Origin of the sequence: Streptomyces sp. NPDC046915, assembly GCF_040644935.1 — a bacterium.
Lineage (GTDB): Bacteria > Actinomycetota > Actinomycetes > Streptomycetales > Streptomycetaceae > Streptomyces.
In genome coordinates this window covers 191,776-214,476 of record NZ_JBEYXB010000011.1, presented here as the reverse complement: position 1 = coordinate 214,476, position 22,701 = coordinate 191,776, and the positions used below count along the sequence as shown (strand labels likewise).

Annotated in this window: 24 protein-coding genes; 16 read left to right on the top strand and 8 right to left on the bottom strand. The window is 70.7% G+C overall.

The features are described from left to right. The first annotated feature begins 5 nt into the window (after positions 1-5). The 5 genes from ABZ915_RS28025 to ABZ915_RS28005 all read left to right on the top strand — a co-directional run bounded on the left by ABZ915_RS28025 (position 6) and on the right by ABZ915_RS28005 (position 5,498). Positions 6-1,037, top strand: coding sequence for a LacI family DNA-binding transcriptional regulator (locus ABZ915_RS28025; RefSeq protein ID WP_361808849.1), 1,032 nt, complete (start codon positions 6-8; stop codon positions 1,035-1,037). Between the two features lie 101 nt (positions 1,038-1,138). Beyond that, complete coding sequence (locus ABZ915_RS28020) at positions 1,139-2,509, top strand: endo-1,4-beta-xylanase (RefSeq protein ID WP_361808847.1); 1,371 nt, start codon at positions 1,139-1,141, stop codon at positions 2,507-2,509. A gap of 114 nt (positions 2,510-2,623) precedes the next feature. Next, positions 2,624-3,673, top strand: a complete 1,050-nt coding sequence (locus ABZ915_RS28015) for an LCP family protein (protein WP_361808844.1) — start codon at positions 2,624-2,626, stop codon at positions 3,671-3,673. A 115-nt stretch (positions 3,674-3,788) separates the two neighbouring features. Next, complete coding sequence (locus ABZ915_RS28010) at positions 3,789-4,142, top strand: YciI family protein (protein WP_361808841.1); 354 nt, start codon at positions 3,789-3,791, stop codon at positions 4,140-4,142. 132 nt (positions 4,143-4,274) lie between these two features. After that, positions 4,275-5,498, top strand: a complete 1,224-nt coding sequence (locus ABZ915_RS28005; protein WP_361809109.1) for an RNA polymerase sigma factor — start codon at positions 4,275-4,277, stop codon at positions 5,496-5,498. A 1-nt stretch (position 5,499) separates the two neighbouring features. Here ABZ915_RS28005 and ABZ915_RS28000 read toward each other — a convergent pair whose 3' ends face one another. Continuing rightward, positions 5,500-6,678 (bottom strand): class I SAM-dependent methyltransferase, encoded by a 1,179-nt coding sequence (locus tag ABZ915_RS28000; RefSeq protein WP_361808838.1) that lies wholly within the window; start codon positions 6,676-6,678, stop codon positions 5,500-5,502. 90 nt (positions 6,679-6,768) lie between these two features. On the opposite strand from ABZ915_RS28000, the gene ABZ915_RS27995 reads away from it, so the two are divergent. The 6 genes from ABZ915_RS27995 (at position 6,769) to ABZ915_RS27970 (ending at position 11,575) form a co-directional block, all read left to right on the top strand. After that, entirely contained in the window at positions 6,769-7,716 is a 948-nt protein-coding gene (locus ABZ915_RS27995; RefSeq protein ID WP_361808835.1) for a polysaccharide deacetylase family protein, read from the top strand. After that, positions 7,713-8,420, top strand: a complete 708-nt coding sequence (locus ABZ915_RS27990; RefSeq protein ID WP_361808832.1) for a hypothetical protein — start codon at positions 7,713-7,715, stop codon at positions 8,418-8,420. Before ABZ915_RS27995 ends, ABZ915_RS27990 begins: the two co-directional genes overlap by 4 nt. A gap of 319 nt (positions 8,421-8,739) precedes the next feature. Further along, positions 8,740-9,048 (top strand): co-chaperone GroES, encoded by a 309-nt coding sequence (gene groES / locus ABZ915_RS27985; RefSeq protein WP_132856129.1) that lies wholly within the window; start codon positions 8,740-8,742, stop codon positions 9,046-9,048. A gap of 133 nt (positions 9,049-9,181) precedes the next feature. Continuing rightward, complete coding sequence (gene groL / locus ABZ915_RS27980) at positions 9,182-10,807, top strand: chaperonin GroEL (protein ID WP_361808829.1); 1,626 nt, start codon at positions 9,182-9,184, stop codon at positions 10,805-10,807. A gap of 235 nt (positions 10,808-11,042) precedes the next feature. Then, entirely contained in the window at positions 11,043-11,321 is a 279-nt protein-coding gene (locus ABZ915_RS27975; RefSeq protein ID WP_361808826.1) for a type II toxin-antitoxin system Phd/YefM family antitoxin, read from the top strand. After that, positions 11,318-11,575 (top strand): Txe/YoeB family addiction module toxin, encoded by a 258-nt coding sequence (locus ABZ915_RS27970; protein ID WP_361808823.1) that lies wholly within the window; start codon positions 11,318-11,320, stop codon positions 11,573-11,575. The genes ABZ915_RS27975 and ABZ915_RS27970 overlap by 4 nt, the downstream gene beginning before the upstream one ends. Before the next feature lie 133 nt (positions 11,576-11,708). Here the strand turns inward: ABZ915_RS27970 and ABZ915_RS27965 are convergent, their stop codons facing one another. The 5 genes from ABZ915_RS27965 to ABZ915_RS27945 all read right to left on the bottom strand — a co-directional run bounded on the left by ABZ915_RS27965 (position 11,709) and on the right by ABZ915_RS27945 (position 15,595). Further along, the gene (locus ABZ915_RS27965) at positions 11,709-12,272 is read right to left on the bottom strand and encodes a GNAT family N-acetyltransferase (protein WP_361808820.1); all 564 of its coding nucleotides are present in this window, start codon (positions 12,270-12,272) and stop codon (positions 11,709-11,711) included. A gap of 208 nt (positions 12,273-12,480) precedes the next feature. After that, entirely contained in the window at positions 12,481-13,107 is a 627-nt protein-coding gene (locus ABZ915_RS27960) for a hypothetical protein (protein WP_361808817.1), read from the bottom strand. 203 nt (positions 13,108-13,310) lie between these two features. Further along, the gene (locus tag ABZ915_RS27955; protein ID WP_361808814.1) at positions 13,311-14,018 is read right to left on the bottom strand and encodes an ester cyclase; all 708 of its coding nucleotides are present in this window, start codon (positions 14,016-14,018) and stop codon (positions 13,311-13,313) included. An 83-nt stretch (positions 14,019-14,101) separates the two neighbouring features. Then, positions 14,102-14,875 (bottom strand): SDR family oxidoreductase, encoded by a 774-nt coding sequence (locus ABZ915_RS27950; RefSeq protein WP_361808812.1) that lies wholly within the window; start codon positions 14,873-14,875, stop codon positions 14,102-14,104. A 51-nt stretch (positions 14,876-14,926) separates the two neighbouring features. Then, a complete protein-coding gene (locus ABZ915_RS27945; protein ID WP_361808809.1) occupies positions 14,927-15,595 on the bottom strand; it encodes an MOSC domain-containing protein in 669 nt (222 codons plus the stop codon). 80 nt (positions 15,596-15,675) lie between these two features. Between ABZ915_RS27945 and ABZ915_RS27940 the strand changes: the two genes are divergently transcribed. Then, positions 15,676-16,572 (top strand): LysR family transcriptional regulator, encoded by an 897-nt coding sequence (locus ABZ915_RS27940; RefSeq protein WP_361808806.1) that lies wholly within the window; start codon positions 15,676-15,678, stop codon positions 16,570-16,572. Positions 16,573-16,652: 80 nt separating this feature from the next. On the opposite strand, the gene ABZ915_RS27935 is transcribed toward ABZ915_RS27940, so the two are convergent. After that, on the bottom strand, positions 16,653-16,982 hold the full coding sequence (locus tag ABZ915_RS27935; RefSeq protein WP_361447963.1) for a WhiB family transcriptional regulator: 330 nt from the start codon (positions 16,980-16,982) through the stop codon (positions 16,653-16,655). Between the two features lie 384 nt (positions 16,983-17,366). On the opposite strand from ABZ915_RS27935, the gene ABZ915_RS27930 reads away from it, so the two are divergent. The 4 genes from ABZ915_RS27930 to ABZ915_RS27915 all read left to right on the top strand — a co-directional run bounded on the left by ABZ915_RS27930 (position 17,367) and on the right by ABZ915_RS27915 (position 21,972). Further along, positions 17,367-17,978, top strand: coding sequence for a response regulator transcription factor (locus ABZ915_RS27930; RefSeq protein WP_003948568.1), 612 nt, complete (start codon positions 17,367-17,369; stop codon positions 17,976-17,978). 485 nt (positions 17,979-18,463) lie between these two features. Beyond that, complete coding sequence (locus ABZ915_RS27925) at positions 18,464-19,051, top strand: sigma-70 family RNA polymerase sigma factor (protein WP_361447966.1); 588 nt, start codon at positions 18,464-18,466, stop codon at positions 19,049-19,051. Positions 19,052-19,216: 165 nt separating this feature from the next. Next, complete coding sequence (gene guaB, locus ABZ915_RS27920; RefSeq protein ID WP_361808802.1) at positions 19,217-20,719, top strand: IMP dehydrogenase; 1,503 nt, start codon at positions 19,217-19,219, stop codon at positions 20,717-20,719. A gap of 128 nt (positions 20,720-20,847) precedes the next feature. Beyond that, on the top strand, positions 20,848-21,972 hold the full coding sequence (locus tag ABZ915_RS27915) for a GuaB3 family IMP dehydrogenase-related protein (protein WP_361447972.1): 1,125 nt from the start codon (positions 20,848-20,850) through the stop codon (positions 21,970-21,972). 150 nt (positions 21,973-22,122) lie between these two features. Here the strand turns inward: ABZ915_RS27915 and ABZ915_RS27910 are convergent, their stop codons facing one another. After that, positions 22,123-22,653 carry a hypothetical protein gene (locus ABZ915_RS27910; protein ID WP_361808799.1) on the bottom strand — a complete coding sequence of 177 codons (531 nt, stop codon included), beginning with the start codon at positions 22,651-22,653 and terminating at the stop codon, positions 22,123-22,125. Positions 22,654-22,701 lie beyond the last annotated feature (48 nt).

Below are 22,701 nucleotides of genomic sequence, written 5' to 3'. Positions count from 1 at the left end.
CCCGCATGAAGCCTCCGAAGCCCGCAGGAACGCAGACCGCGACCCTCGCCGAAATCGCTCGTCAGGCCGGTGTCTCCGCTCCGACTGTTTCGAAGGTGCTCAACGGCCGTGCCGACGTCGCCCCCGCCACCCGCACCCGCGTCGAGGAGCTCCTGCGCGCCTACGGCTACCGGCGGCGGCGCGCCGAGGCCTCCCGCTCGCCCCTGATCGACCTGGTCTTCCACGAGCTGGAGAGCGCCTGGGCGATGGAGGTCATCCGGGGGGTGGAGAACGTGGCCCGGGACGCGGGGCTGAGTGTCGTGCTCAGTGAGAGCGCGGGGCGGCTCACCCCCGGCCGGACCTGGGCCGACCAGGTCGCCGCCCGCCGCCCGCACGGCGTGATCCTGGTCCTCTCCGGGCTCGACGAGTCTCAGCGCGCCCTGCTGACCAGCAGGTCCATCCCGTTCGTGGTGATGGACCCGGCCGGTGACCCGGGCGCCGACGTGCCCTCGATCGGCGCCACCAACTGGCAGGGCGGCCTCGCCGCCACCCGCCACCTCGTCGAGCTCGGCCACACCCGCATCGGCGCGATCAGCGGCCCCTCCCGGATGATGTGCAGCCGCGCCCGGGTCGACGGCTACCGGGCCGCGCTGGAGACCGCCGGGCTGCCCGTCGACCAGGACATGATCAAGGCCGGGGACTTCCATCACGAGGCCGGCTACCGGCTGGGCCTGGAGCTGCTCGGCCGCCCCGACCGCCCCACCGCTGTCTTCGCGGGCAACGACCTTCAGGCGCTCGGGCTGTACGAGGCCGCCCGTGAGCTGGGGCTGCGCATTCCGGAGGACCTGAGCGTGGTCGGCTTCGACGACCTGCCGGTGGCCCGCTGGGTGGGGCCGCCGCTGACGACCGTACGGCAGCCGCTGACCGAGATGGCCGAGGCCGCGGCCAAGCTGGTGCTGGACCTCGGGCGCGAGGACGCCTCCACGGCGGCGACCCGGGTGGAGCTGGCGACGAGCCTGGTGGTGCGCAGCAGTACGACGGCCCCCGCCGCGCCGTGACGGGCGTGGCCGGAAGTTGACGTATTGACGGGTGGTGCGGGTGCGCCCACACTCCTCCGAAGTCAATCGGTTGCACGACCGAAACTTTCGGAGGCACCCGCATGAGATCCTCCAGAACTCCCTTGGCCAGGCGGCTGGCCGCGCTGGCCACCGGCGCCCTGACGGCCGTCGGTCTGTTCGCCGCCGGAGCCACGACCGCCCACGCCGCGGACACGCCCCTGCGTACTCTCGGGGCGGCGAAGGGCAAGGTCATCGGCACGGCGGTCACCGGCTCCAAACTCACCGGGAGCTACGGCGACATCGCGGGGTCGCAGTTCAGCTCGCTCACCCCGGGCAACGCCATGAAGTGGGGCTCGGTCGAGCCCACCCAGGGCAGCTTCAACTGGACCGAGGCCGACCAGATCGTCGCCTTCGCGCAGGCCCACAACCAGCAGGTGCGCGGCCACACCCTGGTCTGGCACAGCCAGAACCCGAGCTGGCTGACCAACGGCAGCTGGACGTCCGCGCAGCTCAGCAGCCTGCTCCAGAACCACATCAGCACCGAGGTGGGCCGGTACAAGGGGAAGATCGCGGCCTGGGACGTGGTCAACGAGCCCTTCAACGAGGACGGCACCTACCGTTCGACCCTCTGGTACAACGGCCTCGGCTCCGGCTACATAGCGAACGCTCTGACCTGGGCCCACGCGGCCGACCCGGACGCCAAGCTGTACATCAACGACTACAACGTCGAAGGCGTCAACTCCAAGAGCACCGCCCTCTACAACCTGGTCAAGTCCCTGAAGCAGCAGGGCGTTCCGATCGACGGCGTCGGCCTCCAGGCCCACCTGATCCTCGGGCAGGTCCCGTCGACCCTCCAGCAGAACATCCAGCGCTTCGCCGATCTCGGCGTGGACGTGGCGATCACCGAGCTGGACGTACGGATGGCACTGCCCGCCGACAGCACGAAACTCGCCCAGCAGGCCGCCGACTTCAAGTCGGTGGTGGCCGCCTGCGTGGCGGTCACCCGCTGCGTCAACGTCACCGTGTGGGGCTTCACCGACTCCGACTCATGGGTGCCGAGCACCTTCCCGGGGTACGGGGCGGCGACACCGTACGACGAGAACTACAGCCCCAAGCCCGCCTACTACGGCATCGCCGAGGCGCTCGGCGGCAGCGGCACGACCCCGCCGCCGACGAACGGCGCCTGTACGGCGACGTACAGCGTCACCAGTCAGTGGAACACCGGCTTCACCGGCCAGGTGAAGATCGCCTGCGCCGGGGCCTCGCTGTCCTCCTGGAAGGCGAGCTGGACCTATGGCGCGGGCCAGCAGATCACCCAGGCCTGGAACGCCGGCTGCACCCAGTCCGGTTCGGCCGTGACCTGCGCGAACGCCTCGTACAACGGGTCGGTCCCGGACGGCGGCTCGGTGACCTTCGGGTTCAACGCGTCCTGGAGCGGCAGCAATCCGGTGCCCACGGTGACCCTGAGCTGAGCTGAACTGAACTGAGCTGAGCGGGGGATGAGAAGCGTGAGATTCTCCGAAGAAAACCGCCTCGGGCGGATCTCGCTAACACTCTCCTAATAATTCGGACTTACGTTCCTCCTCGTGACGGGACACGACGGGGACAGACGGACGGGCCGGCGGCAGGCGGTAGTGAAGGCCGCCGGCCTCACCCTCGCCGCGGCGCTGGTGCTCGGCGGCGCGGCGGCGGGCTGGGCGTACTGGCACCTGAACAACAACATCCGCAGCGTCGACATCAACAGCGCGCTGGGCGACGACCGTCCGGCGAAGGCGGTCACCACCCCGTCCGTCTCCGCCTCCGCCTCGGCGTCCGCGTCCCCGCTGCCGACCGAGGCGCTGAACATCCTCGTCCTCGGCTCCGACTCGCGCAGCGGCAAGGCGAACAAGGAGCTCGGCGGCGGCGACAGCTCCGGCGCCCGCTCCGACACGGCGATGGTCGTGCACATCGATGCCGGCCGCACCGAGGCCACCGTCGTCAGCATCCCGCGCGACACACTGGTCACCCGCCCCTCCTGCCCGCTGTCGTCGGGCGGCTCGACCTCGGTGGCGTACAACGCCATGTTCAACAGCGCCTATTCGCTGGGCGGGCCGGTGTGCGCGGTGAAGACGGTCGAGTCGGTCACCGGCGTCCGCATGGACCACTACATCGAGATCGACTTCTCCGGTTTCGCCAAACTGGTCGACGCCCTCGGCGGGGTCACGGTCACCACCGGCCAGGACATCGACGACGACAAGAGCCACCTCCACCTCGCGGCCGGCACCCACCACCTGAACGGCAAGCAGGCCCTGGCCCTGGCCCGCACCCGGCACGGCATAGGCGACGGCAGCGACCTCGGCCGCATAGGCCTGCAACAGAAACTGGTGAAGGCCCTCCTGGAGCAGATCGCCGCCACCGACCTCCTCACCGACCCCGCCAAGCTCTACCAGGTGGCCGACGCGATCACCGGAAGCCTGACGACGGACACCGGCCTGAACTCACTGAGCGAGCTCATGCACCTGGGCCAGAGCCTGAAGGGCCTCACGGCCGACCAGGTCAGGACGGTGATGATGCCGGTCGTCACAGCCCCCTCCGACCCCAACCGGGTCATCGCGAAGGAACCGGCGGCGAGCAAGCTGTGGAAGTCGCTGCGCTAGGGCCACAAAAAAATCTTCGAAGAATTCCGGGGAGCCTGTCGATCCGGGTGTCTCCCGTTCGACGCAGGGGTGAGAAGGCGGGGAGAGCCCCCGCCGGCCCACCGAAGGAGTCACCATGCCCCGCTACCTGTCGCTCATTCGCATCGACGAGAACAACACCCCCGCCGAGGGCCCCAGCCCCGAGCTGATGCAGCGGATGGGGGAGCTGATCGAGGAGATCACCAAGGCCGGCGTGATGCTGGACACCGCCGGGCTCACCCCCTCCGCGCAGGGCACCCGGGTCCACTGGGAGAACGGGCGGCTCTCCGTCACCGACGGCCCCTTCACCGAGACCAAGGAGGTCATCGGCGGCTACGCCCTCATGCAGTGCAAGGACAAGGCCGAGGCGCTGGAGTGGACCAAGCGCTTCCTGAAGGTCCACGAGGAGTTCTGGACCGTGACCTGTGAGGTCCGGGAGATCGAGGGCTGATCGCTCATTGGCGCAGACCCGGCCGGGGGTGTTGCATGGTGGGCTGTGGAACAGCAGCCCACCGCCGCCCAGGCCGCCAAGACCGCCCAGGCCGCCAAGACCGCCGAGACCGCCGATGCCGTCGAGACGGCCATCGAGACCGTCTTCCGCCTGGAGTCGCCCCGCCTCATCGCCGGCGTGACCCGGATCGTGCGCGACATCGGGATCGCCGAGGAACTGGCCCAGGACGCGCTGGTGGCCGCCCTGGAGCAGTGGCCCCGGGACGGCGTGCCGGACAACCCCGGCGCCTGGCTCATGGCCACCGCACGGCGCCGCGCCGTCGACCTCATTCGCCGCCGCGAGAACTACGCCCGCAAGCTCGCCGAGATCGGCCGCGACCTGGAGACCACGGCCGGGCCGCCGGAACCCGCCGACCCCGAGGACATCGACGACGACCTGCTCCGCCTGGTCTTCACCGCCTGCCACCCGGTGCTGTCCCCCGAGGCCCGCACCGCGCTCACGCTGCGCCTGCTCGGCGGCCTGACCACGGCCGAGATCGCCCGCGCCTTCCTCGTGCCGGAGCCGACGATCGCCCAGCGCATCGTCCGTGCCAAGCGCACCCTCGCGACGCGGAACATCGCCTTCGAGGTCCCCTACGGCCCCGACCGCGAGGCCCGCCTGGGCTCCGTCCTCGACGTCATCTACCTGATCCACAACGAGGGCTACGCGGCCACCGCCGGCGACGACTGGCTGCGCCCCGCCCTGTGCGAGGACGCCCTCCGGCTGGCCCGCGTGCTGTCCGCCCTGATGCCCAAGGAGCCGGAGGTGCACGCCCTGACCGCCCTCCTGGAGTTCCAGTCCTCCCGCGCCGCCGCCCGCACCGGCCCGCACGGCGAGCCGGTCCTGCTGAAGGACCAGAACCGCCGCCGCTGGAACCGCATGCTCATCGCCCGCGGCGTCACGGCCCTCGGCCGCGCCGAGGCCACGGCCACCGGCGCCCCCGGCCCGTACGCCCTCCAGGCGACGATCGCGGCCTGCCACGCGCACGCCTACACCTACGAGGAGACGGACTGGGCGGCCATCGCCACCCTGTACGACCTGCTCGCCGCCCGAGCCCCGTCCCCCGTCGTGGAGCTGAACCGCGCGGTCGCCGTCTCGATGGCGCGGGGCCCGGCCCCGGCGCTGGAGATCGTGGACCGGCTGGCCGCCGAACCCTCCCTCCGCGACTACCACCTGCTCCCCAGCGTCCGCGGCGACCTCCTGGCCCGCCTGGGCCGCCCGGCGGAAGCACGCGCGGACTTCGAACGCGCGGCACGGCTGACCCGGAACGAGCGGGAACGGGAGATGCTGTTGCGGAGGGCGGGGGAGTGCGCGTGAGTCACCCCAGCGGGTGGCCGATCAGCATCGTCGGTGCCCCCGCCACCCGGGTGAGGAACACCGTCGCCGAGTTCGGCCCCTGGGGCTTGACCTTCCTGCGGAGCTCCTCGGGTTCGACCGCCGAGCCGCGCTTCTTCACGGTCAGGACGCCGACCTCGCGCTCCCTGAGCAGGGCCTTCAGCTTCTTCAGGTTGAAGGGGAGCCGGTCGGTGATCTCGTACGCGGAGGCGTACACCGTCGGCCGTGGGGCGTCCGCCGTGATGTAGGCGATGGTCGGGTCGATCAGCCCGCCGTCCACCTCCTCGGCGACCTCGGCCACCAGGTGCGCCCGGATGACGGCGCCGTCGGGCTCGTACAAGTACCGCCCCACGGGCCGTACTTCGGGGTCGGGGAGGCCCCGGGAGAGCAACGAGCGAGGCCCCGGCAGCAGCGTGGCCCGTACGGCCGCGCCGCCGGTGCCGGCGCCGAACCACAGCACCGCCTCCTTCACGTCCCCGCCGTCGGAGATCCACTCGGCCTCGGCCCGCGCGGGGACCGCCTCGTGCGGGATGCCGGGGGCGATCTTCAGGGCGGCCACCCGGGCGGCGGACGCCACGCCGACGGCCCAGGACAGGGGCGGCGAGTAGGCCTCCGGGTCGAAGATGCGGCCCCGTCCGCCGCGCCGGGCGGGGTCGACGAAGACCGCGTCGTACCCGGCGGTGTCGACCTCCGTGACATCCGCCTCCCGCACCTCGATGAGGTCCGCCAGCCCCAGCGCCTGGGCGTTCGCGCGGGCCACGGCCGCCGTCAGCGGATCGCGGTCCACGGCGAGGACGCGGATCCCGGCGCGGGCGAGGGCGATCGCGTCGCCGCCGATGCCGCAGCACAGGTCGGCGACGGACGTCACCCCCAGCTCTTTCAGCCGGCCGGCCCGGTAGCCCGCCACGCTCGTGCGGGTCGACTGCTCGACCCCGTTCGGCGTGAAGTACATCCGCTCCGCGTCCTCGGCCCCGAACTTCGCCGCCGCCCGCTGCCGCAGCCGGGCCTGGCCGAGGGCGGCCGAGACCAGGTCGGCGGGGTGGTCGCGGCGCAGGCGGGTGGCGACGGCGAGTTCCTCGGCCGGTGCCGTGCCGCGCACCTCGTCGAGGAGGGCGCGGCCCTCGGGGGTGAGCAGGGAGTGGAAGGGGAGCAGGTCGTTCACCGGGTCATTGTGGGCCAGTCGGTGGATGGTGCGCCCGCGGCGGCGGTGTCGGGCGGGTTCGGGTCGGGGGTACTGCGAAGATCCAGCACCATGCGAGTAGTAGTACAAAATGACAAAAATGGTGCATGGCGGAGGCGGGCGGCCTCCCGGACCGGCCTGGTCGCGCTCACCGTGGCCGCCGTCGTCTCCGGCGTCGTCGTCTCCGGCTGTACGGCACCGGACGCGGCCCCGGACGTCCGGCCCGCCCCGGGCCAGCAGCGCCACCAGGGGCCCGCCGAGGCCCTGGACTCCTACGCCTCGCGGCTGCGCGCCTCCCACACCGCCCTGGTCGCCGCCGCGAAACGCTGGGGCCTGGACGGGGTCCCCCTGACACCCCCGCCGCCCCCCGCCCGCAAACCGAGGATCACCGCCCGCGCCGGATTCGAGGTCCACGACCAGGAGGAACTGCACCTGCCCCCCGTCTTCACCACGATCCCCACCAAGCAGAAGGTCGTCTTCCTCACCATCGACGACGGCGCCGAGAAGGACCCGGCCTTCCTGCGCATGATGAGCGACCTGAAGATCCCCTACACCGCGTTCCTCAGCAACTACCTGGTCGAGGACGACTACGGCTACTTCCGCAGGATGCAGGCCAAGGGCATCACCCTCAACAACCACACCCTCACCCACCCCTACCTGCCCGGCCTGTCCTACGACGAGCAGCGGGACGAGATCTGCGGCATGCAGCGGATCATGCGCAAGCAGTTCGGCAAGAGCCCGACCGTCTTCCGCCCGCCCTACGGCAACTACAACCACGACACCCTCGTCGCCGCCAAGTCCTGCGGTATCAAGTACGCGCCCATCTGGGACGAGGAGGTCTTCGTCGACCACTGGGAGTACCGGGAGGACGACCGGAGCCTGCATCCCGGGGACATCGTCCTGACCCACTTCCGGGGACGGGACGACTGGAACGGCACGATGATCGACGACATGCGCCGGTTCCTGAACAAGGTCACCCGCGAGGGATACGCGGTGGCCCGCCTGGAGGACTACCTGTGAGGCGGCGGTGGCGGCGACACCGGGCCCAGGCCGCCGCCGCGCTCACCGGGGCCGCACTCCTCCTCGCCGGCTGCGCCCAGTCCGTCGACCCCATCGAGCGGCTGGGCGAGAAAGCGGCCCAGCGGGTACGCCACCCCGCGCCCGCCCGCGACCTCGCGTACCGCCACTGGGGCCTGCGAACCCCGCTGCCCCCCGCCCCGAACCCCCCGGCCCGCGTCCCCCTCCGCCTCCGCACGCCCCGCCGGAGGGGCCCGTACCTCCCCCCGGTCGTCGACCACGTCCCCACCCCCGACAAGGTCGTCTTCCTCACCTACGACACCAACGACACTCACGACGACGGAGAAGAGAAGGACCCGCGCTTCGCCGACATGGTCCGCGAACTGCGCCTCCCGGTCACCGCGTTCCGCACCGACAGCGCCGAGATCTGCGACCGCCGGCAGAAACTCCGCCCCCACCTCTTCCGCCCGCCCCACGGCACGTACGACACCACCACCCTGCACGCCGCCGCCGACTGCGGAGTCTCGGCCGTGGTCCTCTGGCGCGCCTCCATGACCACCGGCACCCTCACCTACACCAGGGGCCCCCACCACCTCCGCCCCGGCGACATCATCCAGATGGCCCCCGAGGCCCCCACCGCCCAACGCCTCCTGCGCAAGGTGCAGTCCCGGGGCCTGACGGTGGGCCGCTTGGAGGACTACATCTGAGGGGACTCCCAAACCTCGGCCGCGGCACAACTCAGCCCGTCCGGCGTTTGAGGGCGAGGCCGTTCAGGCCGATGGGGGGTCTGGGGGCGTGGCCCCCAGCAGAGGCCCACTGAGCCCACCCCCACAGCAGACGCGCCGCACGGCAATTGGCACTCCGCTTGACCGAGTGCTAATCGCGGTCATAGTCTCGGCTCTGGCACTCGACAGAGGAGAGTGCCAACACAGCGACGGGCAGGTCCGGCACCCGCGACGACGGATCGACCTGGTCGCCACCTCAGACAGTTAACCCCGTGAGATCTCCGAAGGGGGAGGTCGGATCGTGACGACCGCCAGCTCCAAGGTTGCCATCAAGCCGCTCGAGGACCGCATCGTGGTCCAGCCGCTGGACGCCGAGCAGACCACGGCTTCGGGCCTGGTCATTCCGGACACCGCCAAGGAGAAGCCCCAGGAGGGCGTCGTCCTGGCCGTGGGCCCGGGCCGCTTCGAGGACGGTAACCGTCTTCCGCTCGACGTCTCCGTCGGCGACGTCGTGCTCTACAGCAAGTACGGCGGCACCGAGGTGAAGTACAACAACGAGGAGTACCTCGTTCTCTCGGCTCGCGACGTGCTCGCGATCATCGAGAAGTAATCACCTCGAGCATTCCTGCTTCGAGCTGCGCCCTCGGCCCCCGCGACCGTTAACAAGCCGGGCGCCGGGGGCGCAGTTCGTTTGACCGACAGCATTGTTTGCACCCTAGATTTCCCGAGAGGGCTACGCTCCCATGGCGAAGATCCTGAAGTTCGACGAGGACGCCCGTCGCGCCCTCGAGCGCGGCGTCAACAAGCTCGCCGACACGGTCAAGGTGACGATCGGCCCCAAGGGCCGCAACGTCGTCATCGACAAGAAGTTCGGCGCCCCGACCATCACCAACGACGGCGTCACCATCGCCCGTGAGGTGGAGATCGAGGACCCGTACGAGAACCTCGGCGCCCAGCTGGTGAAGGAGGTGGCGACCAAGACCAACGACATCGCGGGTGACGGTACGACCACCGCCACCGTGCTGGCCCAGGCGCTCGTCCGCGAGGGCCTGAAGAACGTCGCCGCCGGTGCTTCCCCGGCCGCCCTGAAGAAGGGCATCGACGCCGCCGTCGCCGCGGTGTCCGAGGACCTGCTCGCCTCGGCCCGGCCGATCGACGAGAAGTCCGACATCGCCGCCGTCGCCGCGCTGTCCGCCCAGGACCAGCAGGTCGGCGAGCTCATCGCCGAGGCGATGGACAAGGTCGGCAAGGACGGTGTCATCACCGTCGAGGAGTCCAACACCTTCGGTCTGGAGCTGGACTTCACCGAGGGCATGGCCTTCGACAAGGGTTACCTGTCGCCGTACTTCGTGACGGACCAGGAGCGCATGGAGGCCGTCCTCGAGGACCCGTACATCCTCATCAACCAGGGCAAGATCTCCTCGATCCAGGACCTGCTGCCGCTGCTTGAGAAGGTCATCCAGGCGGGTGCCTCCAAGCCGCTGCTGATCATCGCCGAGGACGTCGAGGGCGAGGCCCTCTCCACCCTCGTCGTGAACAAGATCCGCGGCACCTTCAACGCGGTCGCGGTCAAGGCCCCCGGCTTCGGTGACCGCCGCAAGGCGATGCTCCAGGACATGGCGGTCCTCACCGGCGCCACGGTCATCTCCGAGGAGGTCGGCCTCAAGCTCGACCAGGCCGGTCTGGACGTGCTGGGCTCCGCCCGCCGCGTGACGGTCACCAAGGACGACACGACCCTCGTCGACGGCGCCGGCAACTCCGAGGACGTCGTGGGCCGCGTCAACCAGATCAAGGCCGAGATCGAGAACACCGACTCCGACTGGGACCGCGAGAAGCTCCAGGAGCGCCTCGCGAAGCTGGCCGGCGGCGTGTGCGTGATCAAGGTCGGCGCCGCCACCGAGGTGGAGCTGAAGGAGAAGAAGCACCGTCTGGAGGACGCCATCTCCGCGACCCGCGCCGCGGTCGAGGAGGGCATCGTCTCCGGTGGTGGCTCCGCGCTCGTCCACGCCGTCAAGGTCCTCGAGGGCAACCTCGACAAGACCGGCGACGAGGCCACCGGCGTCTCCGTGGTCCGCAAGGCCGCCGTCGAGCCGCTGCGCTGGATCGCCGAGAACGCCGGCCTCGAGGGCTACGTCATCGTCTCCAAGGTGGCCGAGCTGGAGAAGGGCAACGGCTACAACGCCGCCACCGGTGAGTACGGCGACCTGGTCAAGGCCGGCGTCATCGACCCGGTGAAGGTCACCCGCTCCGCCCTGGAGAACGCCGCCTCCATCGCCTCCCTCCTGCTCACGACCGAGACCCTGGTCGTCGAGAAGAAGGAAGAGGAAGAGCCGGCCGCCGCGGGCCACGGCCACGGTCACGCCCACTAGGCGCTGCGCTTTGCTTTGACCGGTGCCCAGTCCCCTGCGGGGGGCTGGGCACTCGGCGTTGTCCCCGGCGGGTTCACGTCTGCCGGGGCGGGCTCGTTGCCGGGTGCGGGTTCGCCGGGGTTGTTCGCGCAGTTCCCCGCGCTCCTTTGGGGCGCGGGGACACCACATGCTTGTACCATGTGACTGGTACGGCATTCCCGTACCAGTTCTGTCGATCCCATGGAGGGAGAGGGCCGTGTCCATCACTGCCAGCGAGGCCCGGGCCAGGCTCTTCCCGTTGATCCAGCAGGTCAACGACGACCATGAGCCCGTCGAGATCACCTCCAGGGGCGGCAACGCCATACTGATGTCCGCCGACGACTTCCGCTCCTGGCAGGAGACCGTCTACCTGCTGCGTTCGCCGGCAAACGCCGCCCACCTCATGGCGGCCGTCGCCGCCGACAAGGCGGCCGACACTCCGATGATCACCAAGGGCATGGAGGAACTTCAGTCCCTGGCGGAGGACGGGGAGTGAGGGACGTACGGTTCCGTCCCACCGGGTGGGAGGACCTCCTGTACTGGCAGGACGCCGACAAAAAGCTGTTCCGTAAGCTCGTCCGCCTCATCGGTGAGATCCAGCGTGACCCGTTCACGGGCATCGGTAAACCGGAACCGCTGAAGGGTGACCTGTCCGGCTACCGGTCTCGCCGGATCGACGACGAGCACCGGCTCGTCTACCGGGCCACCGAGAAGGAAGTCGTGATCATCAAGGCCCGGTACCACTACTGACGGACGACGGCCCAGACGGTCTTGCCGGGAGCGCCGATGGGCGCCTACAGGCGCCTGACCAAGAGAAACGGGCCTACAGCGGGATTCTGTGTAGGCGACGCCGGGGTGTGGGGGCTGTCGGTCCCCCGGAGGACTACAAGCCTCGGCGCGCCGTCGAGCGCGGCTCGTCGAGGGTGATCCAGTAGCGGCGCTTGACCCAGATCCCGGTGCTGCGTACCTCTTCGAGGACGCCGCCGTTGCTCTCGATGGTGCGCGCCGACCCGGCGTTGCCGTCGTCACAGGTGAGCAGGACCCGGTCCAGGCCCAGCGCCGGCGCCCTGAGCAGAACCGCTCCCAGCGCCCACGTGGCCAGTCCGCGTCGTCTGGCGGAAGGCCGGACGCTGTAGCCGATGTGTCCGCCGCCTTCCAGCAGCACGGCGTTCAGGTAGTGCCGGAGGTCGATGGCCCCGAGATACGTCTCGCCGTCGACGATCCACCAGTGGGTGGCGTGGACGCGTCCCTCCCCGACAGGCAGCGACCGGTCCGACTGCTGCCGCAGGCGCTCGACCCATGAGGCGAACCCGTCCGGGCTGTCGAGGTCATCGTCACCGACCAGACGCAGGCCGGTCCCGTCCTGGTGAGCACCGGGCTGCCACTCGCCACGCGCCGTGAGCCACGAGGAACGCAACCGTGCCGTGGGAGCGATCAGTTCAGCCATGCGGGGGACGATAACACCGCAACTCCCTTTGCGATCAAGCCCTTTGAAGATGGGCCTCTGCCTGATGACCGTCCAGGACTCGGTCGCGGAGGTCACCGACGCACAGGCGCGCTGGCTTGACGAGGTCGGTCTTGGAGACTCCTGCGTCCGTACGGCCCGACTCCAGGACGGCCTGGAACTCCTCGGCGGGGTTGCCCTCCCGCACTGGTCAGCCCAAGGACCAGAGCAGGGCTGCCAGGCCGTTCGGCCGGACCTCTCGCCGGGTGAAGCCGGTGGCCGCGCAGAACGCCTTCAGGACTGAGCGGACCGGGCGCCCTGGGTCGGCGTGGCGGAGCCCGACGGGCCCCGCCGCACCCGCGGCGACGACGAGGGCGACCTCATCGCCGGAGGCGAGCCGTAGCAGGAGGACGTCCCACTCCCTGCCGTCCTGCTGGACGGTGTCCCACCAGCCGATCCGCGCGCCGATGTGATTGCGGTCCATCGCTATCCGGGCGATCTCCCGGGCGCCGGAGAACTCCTCCGGGAAGCGGTGCCCGTCCAGCCGTAGGTAGGGCGGATTGGACCACGGGCGAAGGGTGTCCATCCGGGCAAGCACCCGCCGCAGGAAGTCCCGGATGTCCTCGCCGCTGTGCTGCTCGGCGATCGGGGAGGCGAGATCCGCGCCGGACTCGACCGCCTGGAGAAGCGCCTGGTACTGCTCCTCCCGCTCAAGTCGGTACAGGGGCTGCCTGAGCAGCACCCCAGTGACCCGTTCGACCACGGCGTCGTCGAGGTCCCGATCGAAGATCAGGGAGTACGCGACCCCGCTCACCACACCCCGCCAGTCCTCGGCCAACCCGCGGCCCTCCCCCTCGGCGAGCTCTGGAGGCCCGCATTCATCGAGGGGCGAATCGTAGGGGACGAATGCGTTGAGCGGTCAAGAAGGGAGACCCGGGAGAAGAAGGAGGCGGCACGCCTGGCGAAGGAGGCGGCGCAGACGGCGAAGAAGCCCGGTCCGGCCCGCCCCGTCGGCAGCGGGTAGGCCCTTCGTGATCTTCTCTACCGCTCCAGCGCGTCCAGCGCCCCCAGCTGCTGCATCAGCCCCAACTGGTCGTGCTGCCACCAGGCCTCGGCGATCTTCCCGTTGTCCCCGAAGCGGAACACGGTCGTCCCGGTCATGGTGACCGGCTTTCCGGTGGCGGGAATCCCCAGGAAGTCCCTCTTGTGCGTGGCGTTCCAGGTCCACCGCGCGCAGGCCCGGTCGCCCTGGGCGATCACGTCCTCGACCGTGAAGGCGAAGTCGAAGGCGGCCCGCCACATCCGGTACTCGCTCCGGGCGGCGTCCAGCCCGATCGTGTCCTGCGGGTTGATCGGATCGTGGCTGTGGATGTCCTCGTCCAGCAGGTCGTTGAGCGGCGGCAGGTCACCCGGGGTGGCGAGCGTCTCGTAGAAGCGCCGGACGGTCTGCGTGCACAACGGCTCGTCCCGCACCACGTCCAGGTCGGTGAACGTGGGCATCTCGTCGCACAGGGCGACCATGGCCCGGAAGATCCGGTCGGTCTCCGGGAGGTTCGAGTTCCGCATCGCCTCCTCGTACGACGGGAACTCCACCACCTCGACGATGTGCGCCGCGTCCGAGCGGTCCTTGCCGACGACCGCGTGCATCGCGGTCCGCTTCCCCTTGGTCTGCTCGACCCAGTCGTCCAGGAGCCGGTTCATCTCGTCCAACCGGCTGGTCTTGCACTCGATGAGCTGTACGAAGGTCATGACGCCGCCTCCGGCCCCCCTGGTCCGGTTCCGTGTTCCGTCATGCCCCATTTTCGCACCGGACCGACGGCGCCACCCGTCCGCTACTGGGGCCCGTACTTGCGTCCCGTCCGCGAGCTGATCCCGCCCAACAGCCCGCGCGGCGCCACCTTCACCAGACCCATCAGCGCCTTGTAGCGGGGGTCCGGGATGGACAGCGACCTGCCGCGCGCGAGATCGGCCAGCGCCGCCGCGACCAGTTTGTCGGCGTCCAGCCACATCCAGTTCGGGATGTTGTCCGTGCCCATGCCTGCCCGCTCGTGGAACTCCGTGCGCACGAAGCCGGGGCACAGCGCCATCAGCCGTACACCGCTGCCCGCCAGGTCCTTCGCCGCGCCCTGGGTGAACTGCACGACCCACGCCTTGGACGCGCCGTACGTGCCACGCGGCAGGAAGGCCGCCACCGAGGCCACGTTCACCACGCCGCCGCGCCCGCGCTCCCGCATCGCCTCGGCCGCCGCCGACGTCAGCCGGAGCACCGCCTCGCAGTGCACCTTCAGCATCCGCAGCTCGTCCGCCATCGAGACGTCGAGATAGCGGCCCTTGTTGCCGAAGCCCGCGTTGTTGACCAGCAGGTCGACCGGGTTCCTGCGGTCGCCCAGGCGGGTCGCGACCACCTCGATGCCGTCGTCCGTCGCCAGGTCGGCGGTCAGCACCTCCGCCTCGATGCCGTGCCGGTCGTGCAACTCGGTCGCCTGCTCGCGCAGCCGCTTGGTGTCCCGCGCCACCAGGACCAGATCGTGCCCGTCCGCCGCCAGCCGCCGTGCGAACGCGGCGCCGATGCCCGCGGTCGATCCCGTAATCAGAGCCGTTGTCATGGCCCAAGGGTAGTTACCCGGACTGACGGCGTCCGCTACGGTGACAGGCCCTCAGCGGCCCTGTTCGGCCACGTACTTGCGGGCCGCCGCCAGCGCCTCCGGGTGCAGCGCCGCACCGGCGACGAGCAGGCGCGGCAGCAGTTCCCGCTCCGTGGTGACCGCACGGAACTGCATCGCCGCCGTCACCTCGTGGTCCGGCCGGTGCGCGATCTCGATCGGATCGCCCGCCCGTATCTCACCCGGCTCGATCACCCGCAGGTAGGCACCCGTCGCGCCCTTCCGGGTGAACCTCTTCACCCAGCCCCGTTCGCCCAGGTGGCCCTGGAACGTACGGCAGGGGATCCGCCCCGAGGTCACCTCCAGAACCACCTCGGAACCGATCCGCCAGCGCTCGCCGATCAGCGCCCCGGAGACGTCCAGACCGCTCGTCGTGAGGTTCTCGCCGAAGCGGCCGCCGGCCAGCGGCCGGCCCAGTTCGCGTTCCCAGGCGTCGAGGTCCTCCCGCGCGTACGCGTACACCGCCTGGTCGTCCCCGCCGTGGTGGCGCAACTCGCACACCGCGTCCCCGGCGAGCCCGCTCCCGCCCACTCCCTTGGGGCCCGGAGCCGCCACCCGCACCGGCCCGTCGGCCGGGCGCTTGTCGATGCCCGTCACGCCCGCGGGCTGGTCCGTGTACGGCACCGCCCGCGGACAGCCCAGATTGACCGAGAGAAGCTTCATGGCCGCACGGTACGGGACCGCTTCCCAAAGCGTCCACGCATTATTGGGCTCCACACCCAAGGGAGGCTTATGCTCGTGGGGTGATAGAGGCCCGTCATCTCCGCGTCCTGCGCGCCGTCGCCACCACCGGCTCCTTCTCGGCGGCGGGGCGCGAGCTGGGCTGCACGCAGCCCGCGGTCAGCCAGCAGATGAAGGCCCTGGAGGCGTCGGTCGGCACCCCGCTGCTGATCCGCAGCGGCCGGGAGATGCGCCTGACCCAGGCCGGCGAGGCACTCGTGCGGCACGCGTCCGGGATCCTGGCCGGGCTCACCGCCGCCGAGGAGGAGGTCGCCGCGATCGCCGGGCTGCGGGCCGGCCGGGTACGGCTGGTCTCCTTCCCCAGCGGCAGCTCCACCCTCGTCCCCACCGCCCTCGCCGCGCTGCGCGCCGCCCACCCCGGCACCCGGGTCTCCCTGGAGGAGGCCGAGCCCCCGAAGTCCGTCGAACTGCTGCGCGAGGGCGACTGCGATGTGGCGCTCGCCTTCCGGTACGAGGGGGCCGCGGGTGCCGAGGAGTGGGACGACCTCGTCGTACGGCCGCTGCTGAGGGACCGCCTGGTGGGTCTCGTACCCGAACGGCACCGCCTCGCGCGCGCGGAGTCGGTGGCCATCGGCGAACTGGCCGGGGAGCCCTGGATCGCGGGCTGCCCGCGCTGCCGGGGGCAGCTGGTGGAGGTCTGCGAGAGCGCGGGCTTCACGCCCCGCATCGACTTCGCCACCGATGACTATCCGGCGGTGGTCGGCCTGGTGGGCGCGGGTCTGGGGGTCGCCGTGCTGCCTCAGCTCGCGATCGAGTCCGTACGGCCCCGGGGTGTCCGCGTCCTCGCCCTGGAACCGGCGGTGCGCCGGGAGATCGTCGCCCTCACCCTGCCCGACCTGGCCCAGGTGCCGGCGGTGGCGGCCACGCTGGAGCGGCTGGCACGGGCCGCGCGTCGCTGAGCTGTCGCTCCGCAGAGAAATGGGCACGCGTGTGCGTGCCCATGGGGCTGGGATGGTGCTGATAGCGCAGAATCGTTCCTTCAATTGTTCGGGGCGGTGTCCCCGCTGGCCGACGATGCCGACACCAGCCGGTTCCGGGCCCGCCCCATGAGCTCCTCGCGCTCGTCCTCGGTCAGGCCGCCCCACACGCCGTACGGCTCGCGCACCGCCAGGGCGTGTGCCGCGCACTGCGCGCGGACCGGGCACCTCATGCAGACCTCCTTGGCCGAGTTCTCTCGAGCGCTCCGAGCCGCCCCGCGCTCGCCCTCCGGATGGAAGAAGAGCGAGCTGTCGACCCCGCGGCAGGCAGCCAGGAGCTGCCAGTCCCACAGGTCCGCGTTCGGTCCGGGAAGGCGGGAGAAATCTGCCATTGCGTGACCCCTTGTAGCCGTTCTGGGCGGATACGGTGCCAACGACCGTACATCTCCGGTCTAAGGAGATGAAAATATGACTCATTGCGAATCTAGCCCCAGACACCGAAAAACGGTACGAAAAACGGCTGAATGGGGCATAGGTTGTGATGAAAAGTTGAGGGTCCGCCGGGCATGTCTCCACCGTGTCGGCTCCCTCACGTAGAGTGCCGAAGATGGCATGCAGCCCCGTAACTCTTTCGAGTGACCGTCGTTGAGAGTGCGGAGGCGGTTGAAAACACAAGTGCTCGGGCAGACGTCCGAGACGTTCGACCGCACAGGTGACGATTCCGTACCAGCCTGGAGGCTCAAGGTGACGCGCATCAGCTGCGGAGGGCGGCGGCCATGACATCCGTCCTCGTCTGCGACGACTCCCCGCTTGCCCGAGAGGCGCTGCGCCGCGCGGTCGCGACCGTGCCCGGCGTCGAGCGCGTGACGACCGCGGCCAACGGCGAGGAAGTCCTCCGCCGCTGGGGCGCGGACCGCTCGGACCTCATCCTGATGGACGTGCGCATGCCCGGCCTGGGCGGCGTCGAAACCGTGCGCCGGCTGCTGTCCGCCGACCCGGGCGCGCGCATCATCATGCTCACCGTCGCCGAGGACCTCGACGGTGTGGCCCTGGCCGTCGCCGCCGGCGCCCGGGGCTACCTGCACAAGGACGCCTCCCGCGCGGAGCTGCGGGCCACGGTGACCCAGGCCCTCGCCGACCCGACCTGGCGACTGGCCCCGCGCCGGCTGCGCTCCGCCGAGATGGGCGCCGCGCCCACGCTCACGGCGCGCGAGATCCAGGTCCTGGAGGGCATGAGCCACGGCCGCTCGAACGCCGAGATCGGCCGCGAGCTGTTCCTCTCCGAGGACACCGTCAAGACCCACGCCCGGCGCCTGTTCAAGAAGCTCGGCGCCTCGGACCGGGCACACGCGGTCGCGCTCGGTTTCCGGTGGGGACTGGTCCGGTAGGACGGTGAGCCCTGGGGCCTGTGACGAAAGTCCCGTCGTCCGCCCGAAAGGCGGGCCCGGCACCCGTCACGACGGGGGTGCCCCCGCGCGAGCCCGTTGTAGCGCGGGGGAGACCGATGCCGCGGTCGGTGCGTGCTCTCGGCGTGCCGACGCGCAGGTCCCCGTACTGGTAGAGGCCGACCGTGCCCGGCGTCGCCGGGCCGGGGGCACCTGCCGGCCGAGGGCCGGGCGGACCTTCGCGACCGGCCCCGACGGGGGTGCCCGGCGGCCCTCCGGACCGGCCGGTGACGAGGTCTGTCGGGTGACCGACGCTTGTTTCGGCGCGGATGCCGCATCCTTGAGGTGTGGAGTTCCTCGGGGACGAGTCGGTCGAGCGGAAGGGGAGGGCGCAGGGAATGAGTGCCGGCGCACCTGCTCATAACGCTTCGGTGCACAACCACGAACACGATGCGACGGACCGGACGGCCGCAAGGCACCATGGACCGATGCGCGACGACGAGGCGGGCACGGCTCAGGGGACGTTCGGTGCGCTCGTGCATCGCGCCGTCGACGGGGACGAGCAGGCCACGCACGACCTGCTCGCCCATGTCCACCCCCTCGCGCTGCGCTACTGCCGCACCCGTCTGTCCCGGCTCCCGGGCGACGCGCGCCACTTCGTCGAGGACCTCGCGCAAGAGGTCTGCGTCGCGGTCCTGCTCGCCCTGCCGCGCTACCGGGACACCGGCCGGCCCTTCGAGGCCTTCGTCTTCGCCATCGCCTCGCACAAGGTCGCCGACCTCCAGCGCGCCGCGATGCGCCACCCCGGCTCGACGGCCGTCCCCTCGGACGAGATGCCGGAGCGCCCGGACGACTCCCTCGGCCCCGAGGAGCGCGCCCTGCTCAGCAGCGACGCCGAGTGGGCGAAGAAGCTGCTGGCCAACCTCCCCGAGAACCAGCGCGAGCTGCTGCTGCTGCGTATCGCGGTGGGCTTGACTGCGGAGGAGACGGGCCAGATGTTGGGAATGTCACCCGGCGCGGTCCGGGTGGCTCAGCACAGGGCGCTGAGCCGGTTGCGGGCGCTCGCCGAGCAGTGACCGCCGGTGGCCCAGGAGGCCGTAACCGCCTTCCTTGAGCAGGCGGCCGGCCCATTCCGTATGAACATACGAAGCTCGAGGTCCTCCGGAACCGTGGAATTTGCTAGCCGCGCTTCCCGTTAGCATGGACATCCGCACCGATCAAGGCCATTTGGGGAAGGTGTCATGACTGCAAACGTCGACGGAGTGCCCGGTAAATTCGCGACACTCGGGCTGACCTACGACGACGTGCTGCTGCTGCCGGGCGCATCCGAGGTGCTCCCCAACGCGGTCGACACCTCGTCCCGCATCTCCCGCAATGTCCGGGTCAACATCCCGCTGCTCTCGGCGGCGATGGACAAGGTGACCGAGTCCCGGATGGCCATCGCGATGGCCCGCCTCGGCGGTGTCGGCGTCCTGCACCGCAACCTCTCCGTCGAGGACCAGGTCAACCAGGTCGACCTGGTCAAGCGGTCCGAGTCCGGCATGGTCACCGACCCCATCACGGTGCGCCCGGAGGCGACGCTCGGCGAGGCGGACGCTCTGTGCGCCAAGTTCCGCATCAGCGGCGTGCCCGTCACCGACCCGGCCGGCAAGCTGCTCGGCATCGTCACCAACCGCGACATGGCCTTCGAGTCCGACCGCAGCCGTGAGGTGCGCGAGGTCATGACGCCGATGCCGCTGGTCACCGGCAAGGTCGGCACCTCCGGCGTCGAGGCGATGGAGCTGCTGCGCAAGCACAAGATCGAGAAGCTTCCGCTGGTCGACGAGGCGGGTGTCCTCAAGGGCCTCATCACGGTCAAGGACTTCGTCAAGGCGGAGAAGTACCCGAACGCCGCGAAGGACGCCGAGGGCCGGCTGCTCGTCGGTGCCGCGGTCGGCGCCAGCCCCGAGGCGCTGGAGCGGGCCCAGGCGCTCGCCGCCGCCGGCGTGGACTTCCTGGTCGTCGACACCTCGCACGGCCACAGCAGCAACGCCCTCGGCTGGATGTCGAAGATCAAGTCGAGCGTGTCGGTCGATGTCATCGGCGGCAACGTCGCCACGCGCGACGGCGCGCAGGCGCTGATCGACGCCGGTGTCGACGGCATCAAGGTGGGCGTGGGCCCCGGCTCCATCTGTACGACCCGTGTCGTCGCCGGCATCGGCGTCCCGCAGGTCACGGCCATCTACGAGGCCTCCCTCGCCGCCCGCCCGGCCGGCATCCCGCTCATCGGCGACGGCGGCCTCCAGTACTCGGGCGACATCGGCAAGGCGCTCGCCGCCGGTGCCGACACGGTCATGCTGGGCTCCCTCCTCGCAGGCTGCGAGGAGTCCCCCGGCGAGCTGCTCTTCATCAACGGCAAGCAGTTCAAGTCGTACCGCGGCATGGGCTCGCTCGGCGCCATGCAGTCCCGCGGCCAGGGCAAGTCGTACTCGAAGGACCGCTACTTCCAGGCGGAGGTCTCTTCCGACGACAAGCTCGTCCCCGAGGGCATCGAGGGCCAGGTTCCCTACCGCGGCCCGCTGGCCAACGTCCTGCACCAGCTCGTCGGCGGCCTGCGCCAGACCATGGGCTATGTGGGCGCCGCGAGCATCGACGAGATGGAGTCCAAGGGCCGCTTCGTCCGGATCACCTCCGCGGGCCTGAAGGAGAGCCACCCGCACGACATCCAGATGACGGTCGAGGCGCCGAACTACAGCCGCAAGTGAGGCGCACGCGCGCGTGAGGCGTGGCGTAAGGCGTACCGAGGGCGGCCCCGGAGCATCCGGGGCCGCCCTTGTCGTACCCGTCGGCGATACTGGAAGGCGCTGAACGCTTTCGTGGAAAGGCCACAGACGTGACTGAGATCGAGATCGGGCGCGGCAAGCGCGGCCGCCGGGCGTACGCCTTCGACGACATCGCCGTCGTCCCCAGCCGCCGTACGCGGGACCCGAAGGAGGTCTCGATCGCCTGGCAGATCGACGCCTACCGCTTCGAGCTGCCCTTCCTGGCCGCCCCCATGGACTCCGTCGTCTCCCCGGCCACCGCCATCCGCATCGGCGAGCTGGGCGGTCTGGGGGTGCTCAACCTCGAGGGCCTGTGGACGCGGTACGAGGACCCGCAGCCGCTGCTCGACGAGATCGCCGAGCTGCCCGCCGAGGCGGCGACCCGCCGCCTCCAGGAGATCTACGCGGCTCCCATCAAGGAGGAGCTGATCGGTGCGCGCATCAAGGAGGTGCGCGACTCCGGCGTCGTCACCGCCGCCGCGCTCTCCCCGCAGCGCACGGCCCAGTTCTCCAAGGCCGTCGTGGACGCGGGCGTGGACATCTTCGTCATCCGGGGCACCACGGTGTCCGCGGAGCACGTCTCGTCCTCGCACGAGCCGCTGAACCTGAAGCAGTTCATCTACGAGCTCGACGTCCCGGTGATCGTCGGCGGCTGTGCCACCTACACCGCGGCCCTGCACCTGATGCGCACCGGCGCGGCCGGTGTCCTGGTCGGCTTCGGCGGCGGCGCCGCGCACACCACGCGCAACGTGCTGGGCATCCAGGTCCCGATGGCCACGGCCGTGGCCGACGTGGCCGCCGCCCGCCGCGACTACATGGACGAGTCCGGCGGCCGGTACGTGCACGTGATCGCGGACGGCGGTGTCGGCTGGTCCGGTGACCTCCCGAAGGCGATCGCCTGCGGCGCGGACTCGGTGATGATGGGCTCCCCGCTGGCCCGCGGGACGGACGCGCCCGGCAAGGGCCACCACTGGGGCATGGAGGCCGTCAACGAGGAGCTGCCGCGCGGCAAGAAGGTCGACCTCGGCACGGTCGGCACCATCGAGGAGATCCTCACCGGCCCGTCCCACTTCCCCGACGGCTCGATGAACTTCTTCGGCGCCCTGCGCCGCGCCATGGCCACGACCGGCTACAGCGAGCTCAAGGAGTTCCAGCGGGTCGAGGTGACGGTGGCGGACAGCCAGCACAAGCGTTGACGCTCCGCTGGTTTGGCGGTTCGTTCAGCGCGGGCTGGTGAGGGCTGGTCGCGCAGTTCCCCGCGCCCCTTTCGGGGCGCGGTTGCCGCGCGCGTGTGACGTGAAGGGCCCGTCCACCTTGGGTGGACGGGCCCTTCGGTTGTTCTGGTGTCAGGCTGCGGCCTTCTTGGCGCCCGAGAAGGCCGCGAACGCGGCGATGGCGAAGAAGACGAAGGTGAGCGGGTCGGCGTCCGCCTTCCAGGCGTCCTGGACGAGGCCGAAGTGCTGGAAGAACAGCTTGGAGAAGCTGACGCCGACCTCGTCGGCGCCGATCATGGCCTCGCCGACCAGCTGGCCGATGTAGACCGAGCCCAGCGCGAGCGCCGCGCTGACGACCCCGAGGGCGGGGTTGCGGCCGCCCACCTTGCCCGCCGTGAGGCCGATGACGAAGCCGACGCCCACCGCGGCCCAGCCGATCTCGTGCTTGGTCAGGCCGATGATGACGCCGTAGAGGGCGGCGGCGACCAGGGCCGCGCCGACGGCGGCCGCCAGGCCGAGGCCGACGTTGTCCTTCTGCGGCGCGGGCGGCGGCACCGGCGGGGCGAACGGGGCCCCGGCGGGGGCCTGCTGGGCGTACGGGTTGGCGTCGGCCGGCTGGGGCTGCGGCTCGGAGTGCGGCGGCGGTGGAGCTGACTGGCTCATGACAGGAATCCCCCCGAAGTAAGGCGCGCACGGCTGTGCGACGAGTGG

Bases quoted from the DNA above. Each gene is read 5' to 3' on its own strand.
- ABZ915_RS27910 (WP_361808799.1), bottom strand. From the start codon at position 22,653: ATGAGCCAGTCAGCTCCACCGCCGCCGCACTCCGAGCCGCAGCCCCAG.
- groL (WP_361808829.1), top strand. From the start codon at position 9,182: ATGGCGAAGATCCTGAAGTTCGACGAGGACGCCCGTCGCGCCCTCGAG.
- ABZ915_RS27930 (WP_003948568.1), top strand. From the start codon at position 17,367: ATGACATCCGTCCTCGTCTGCGACGACTCCCCGCTTGCCCGAGAGGCG.
- ABZ915_RS28010 (WP_361808841.1), top strand. From the start codon at position 3,789: ATGCCCCGCTACCTGTCGCTCATTCGCATCGACGAGAACAACACCCCC.
- ABZ915_RS28020 (WP_361808847.1), top strand. From the start codon at position 1,139: ATGAGATCCTCCAGAACTCCCTTGGCCAGGCGGCTGGCCGCGCTGGCC.
- ABZ915_RS27945 (WP_361808809.1), bottom strand. From the start codon at position 15,595: ATGAAGCTTCTCTCGGTCAATCTGGGCTGTCCGCGGGCGGTGCCGTAC.
- ABZ915_RS27965 (WP_361808820.1), bottom strand. From the start codon at position 12,272: ATGGCTGAACTGATCGCTCCCACGGCACGGTTGCGTTCCTCGTGGCTC.
- ABZ915_RS28025 (WP_361808849.1), top strand. From the start codon at position 6: ATGAAGCCTCCGAAGCCCGCAGGAACGCAGACCGCGACCCTCGCCGAA.
- ABZ915_RS27935 (WP_361447963.1), bottom strand. From the start codon at position 16,982: ATGGCAGATTTCTCCCGCCTTCCCGGACCGAACGCGGACCTGTGGGAC.
- ABZ915_RS27955 (WP_361808814.1), bottom strand. From the start codon at position 14,018: ATGACCTTCGTACAGCTCATCGAGTGCAAGACCAGCCGGTTGGACGAG.
- ABZ915_RS27950 (WP_361808812.1), bottom strand. From the start codon at position 14,875: ATGACAACGGCTCTGATTACGGGATCGACCGCGGGCATCGGCGCCGCG.
- guaB (WP_361808802.1), top strand. From the start codon at position 19,217: ATGACTGCAAACGTCGACGGAGTGCCCGGTAAATTCGCGACACTCGGG.
- ABZ915_RS27995 (WP_361808835.1), top strand. From the start codon at position 6,769: ATGCGAGTAGTAGTACAAAATGACAAAAATGGTGCATGGCGGAGGCGG.
- ABZ915_RS27925 (WP_361447966.1), top strand. From the start codon at position 18,464: ATGCGCGACGACGAGGCGGGCACGGCTCAGGGGACGTTCGGTGCGCTC.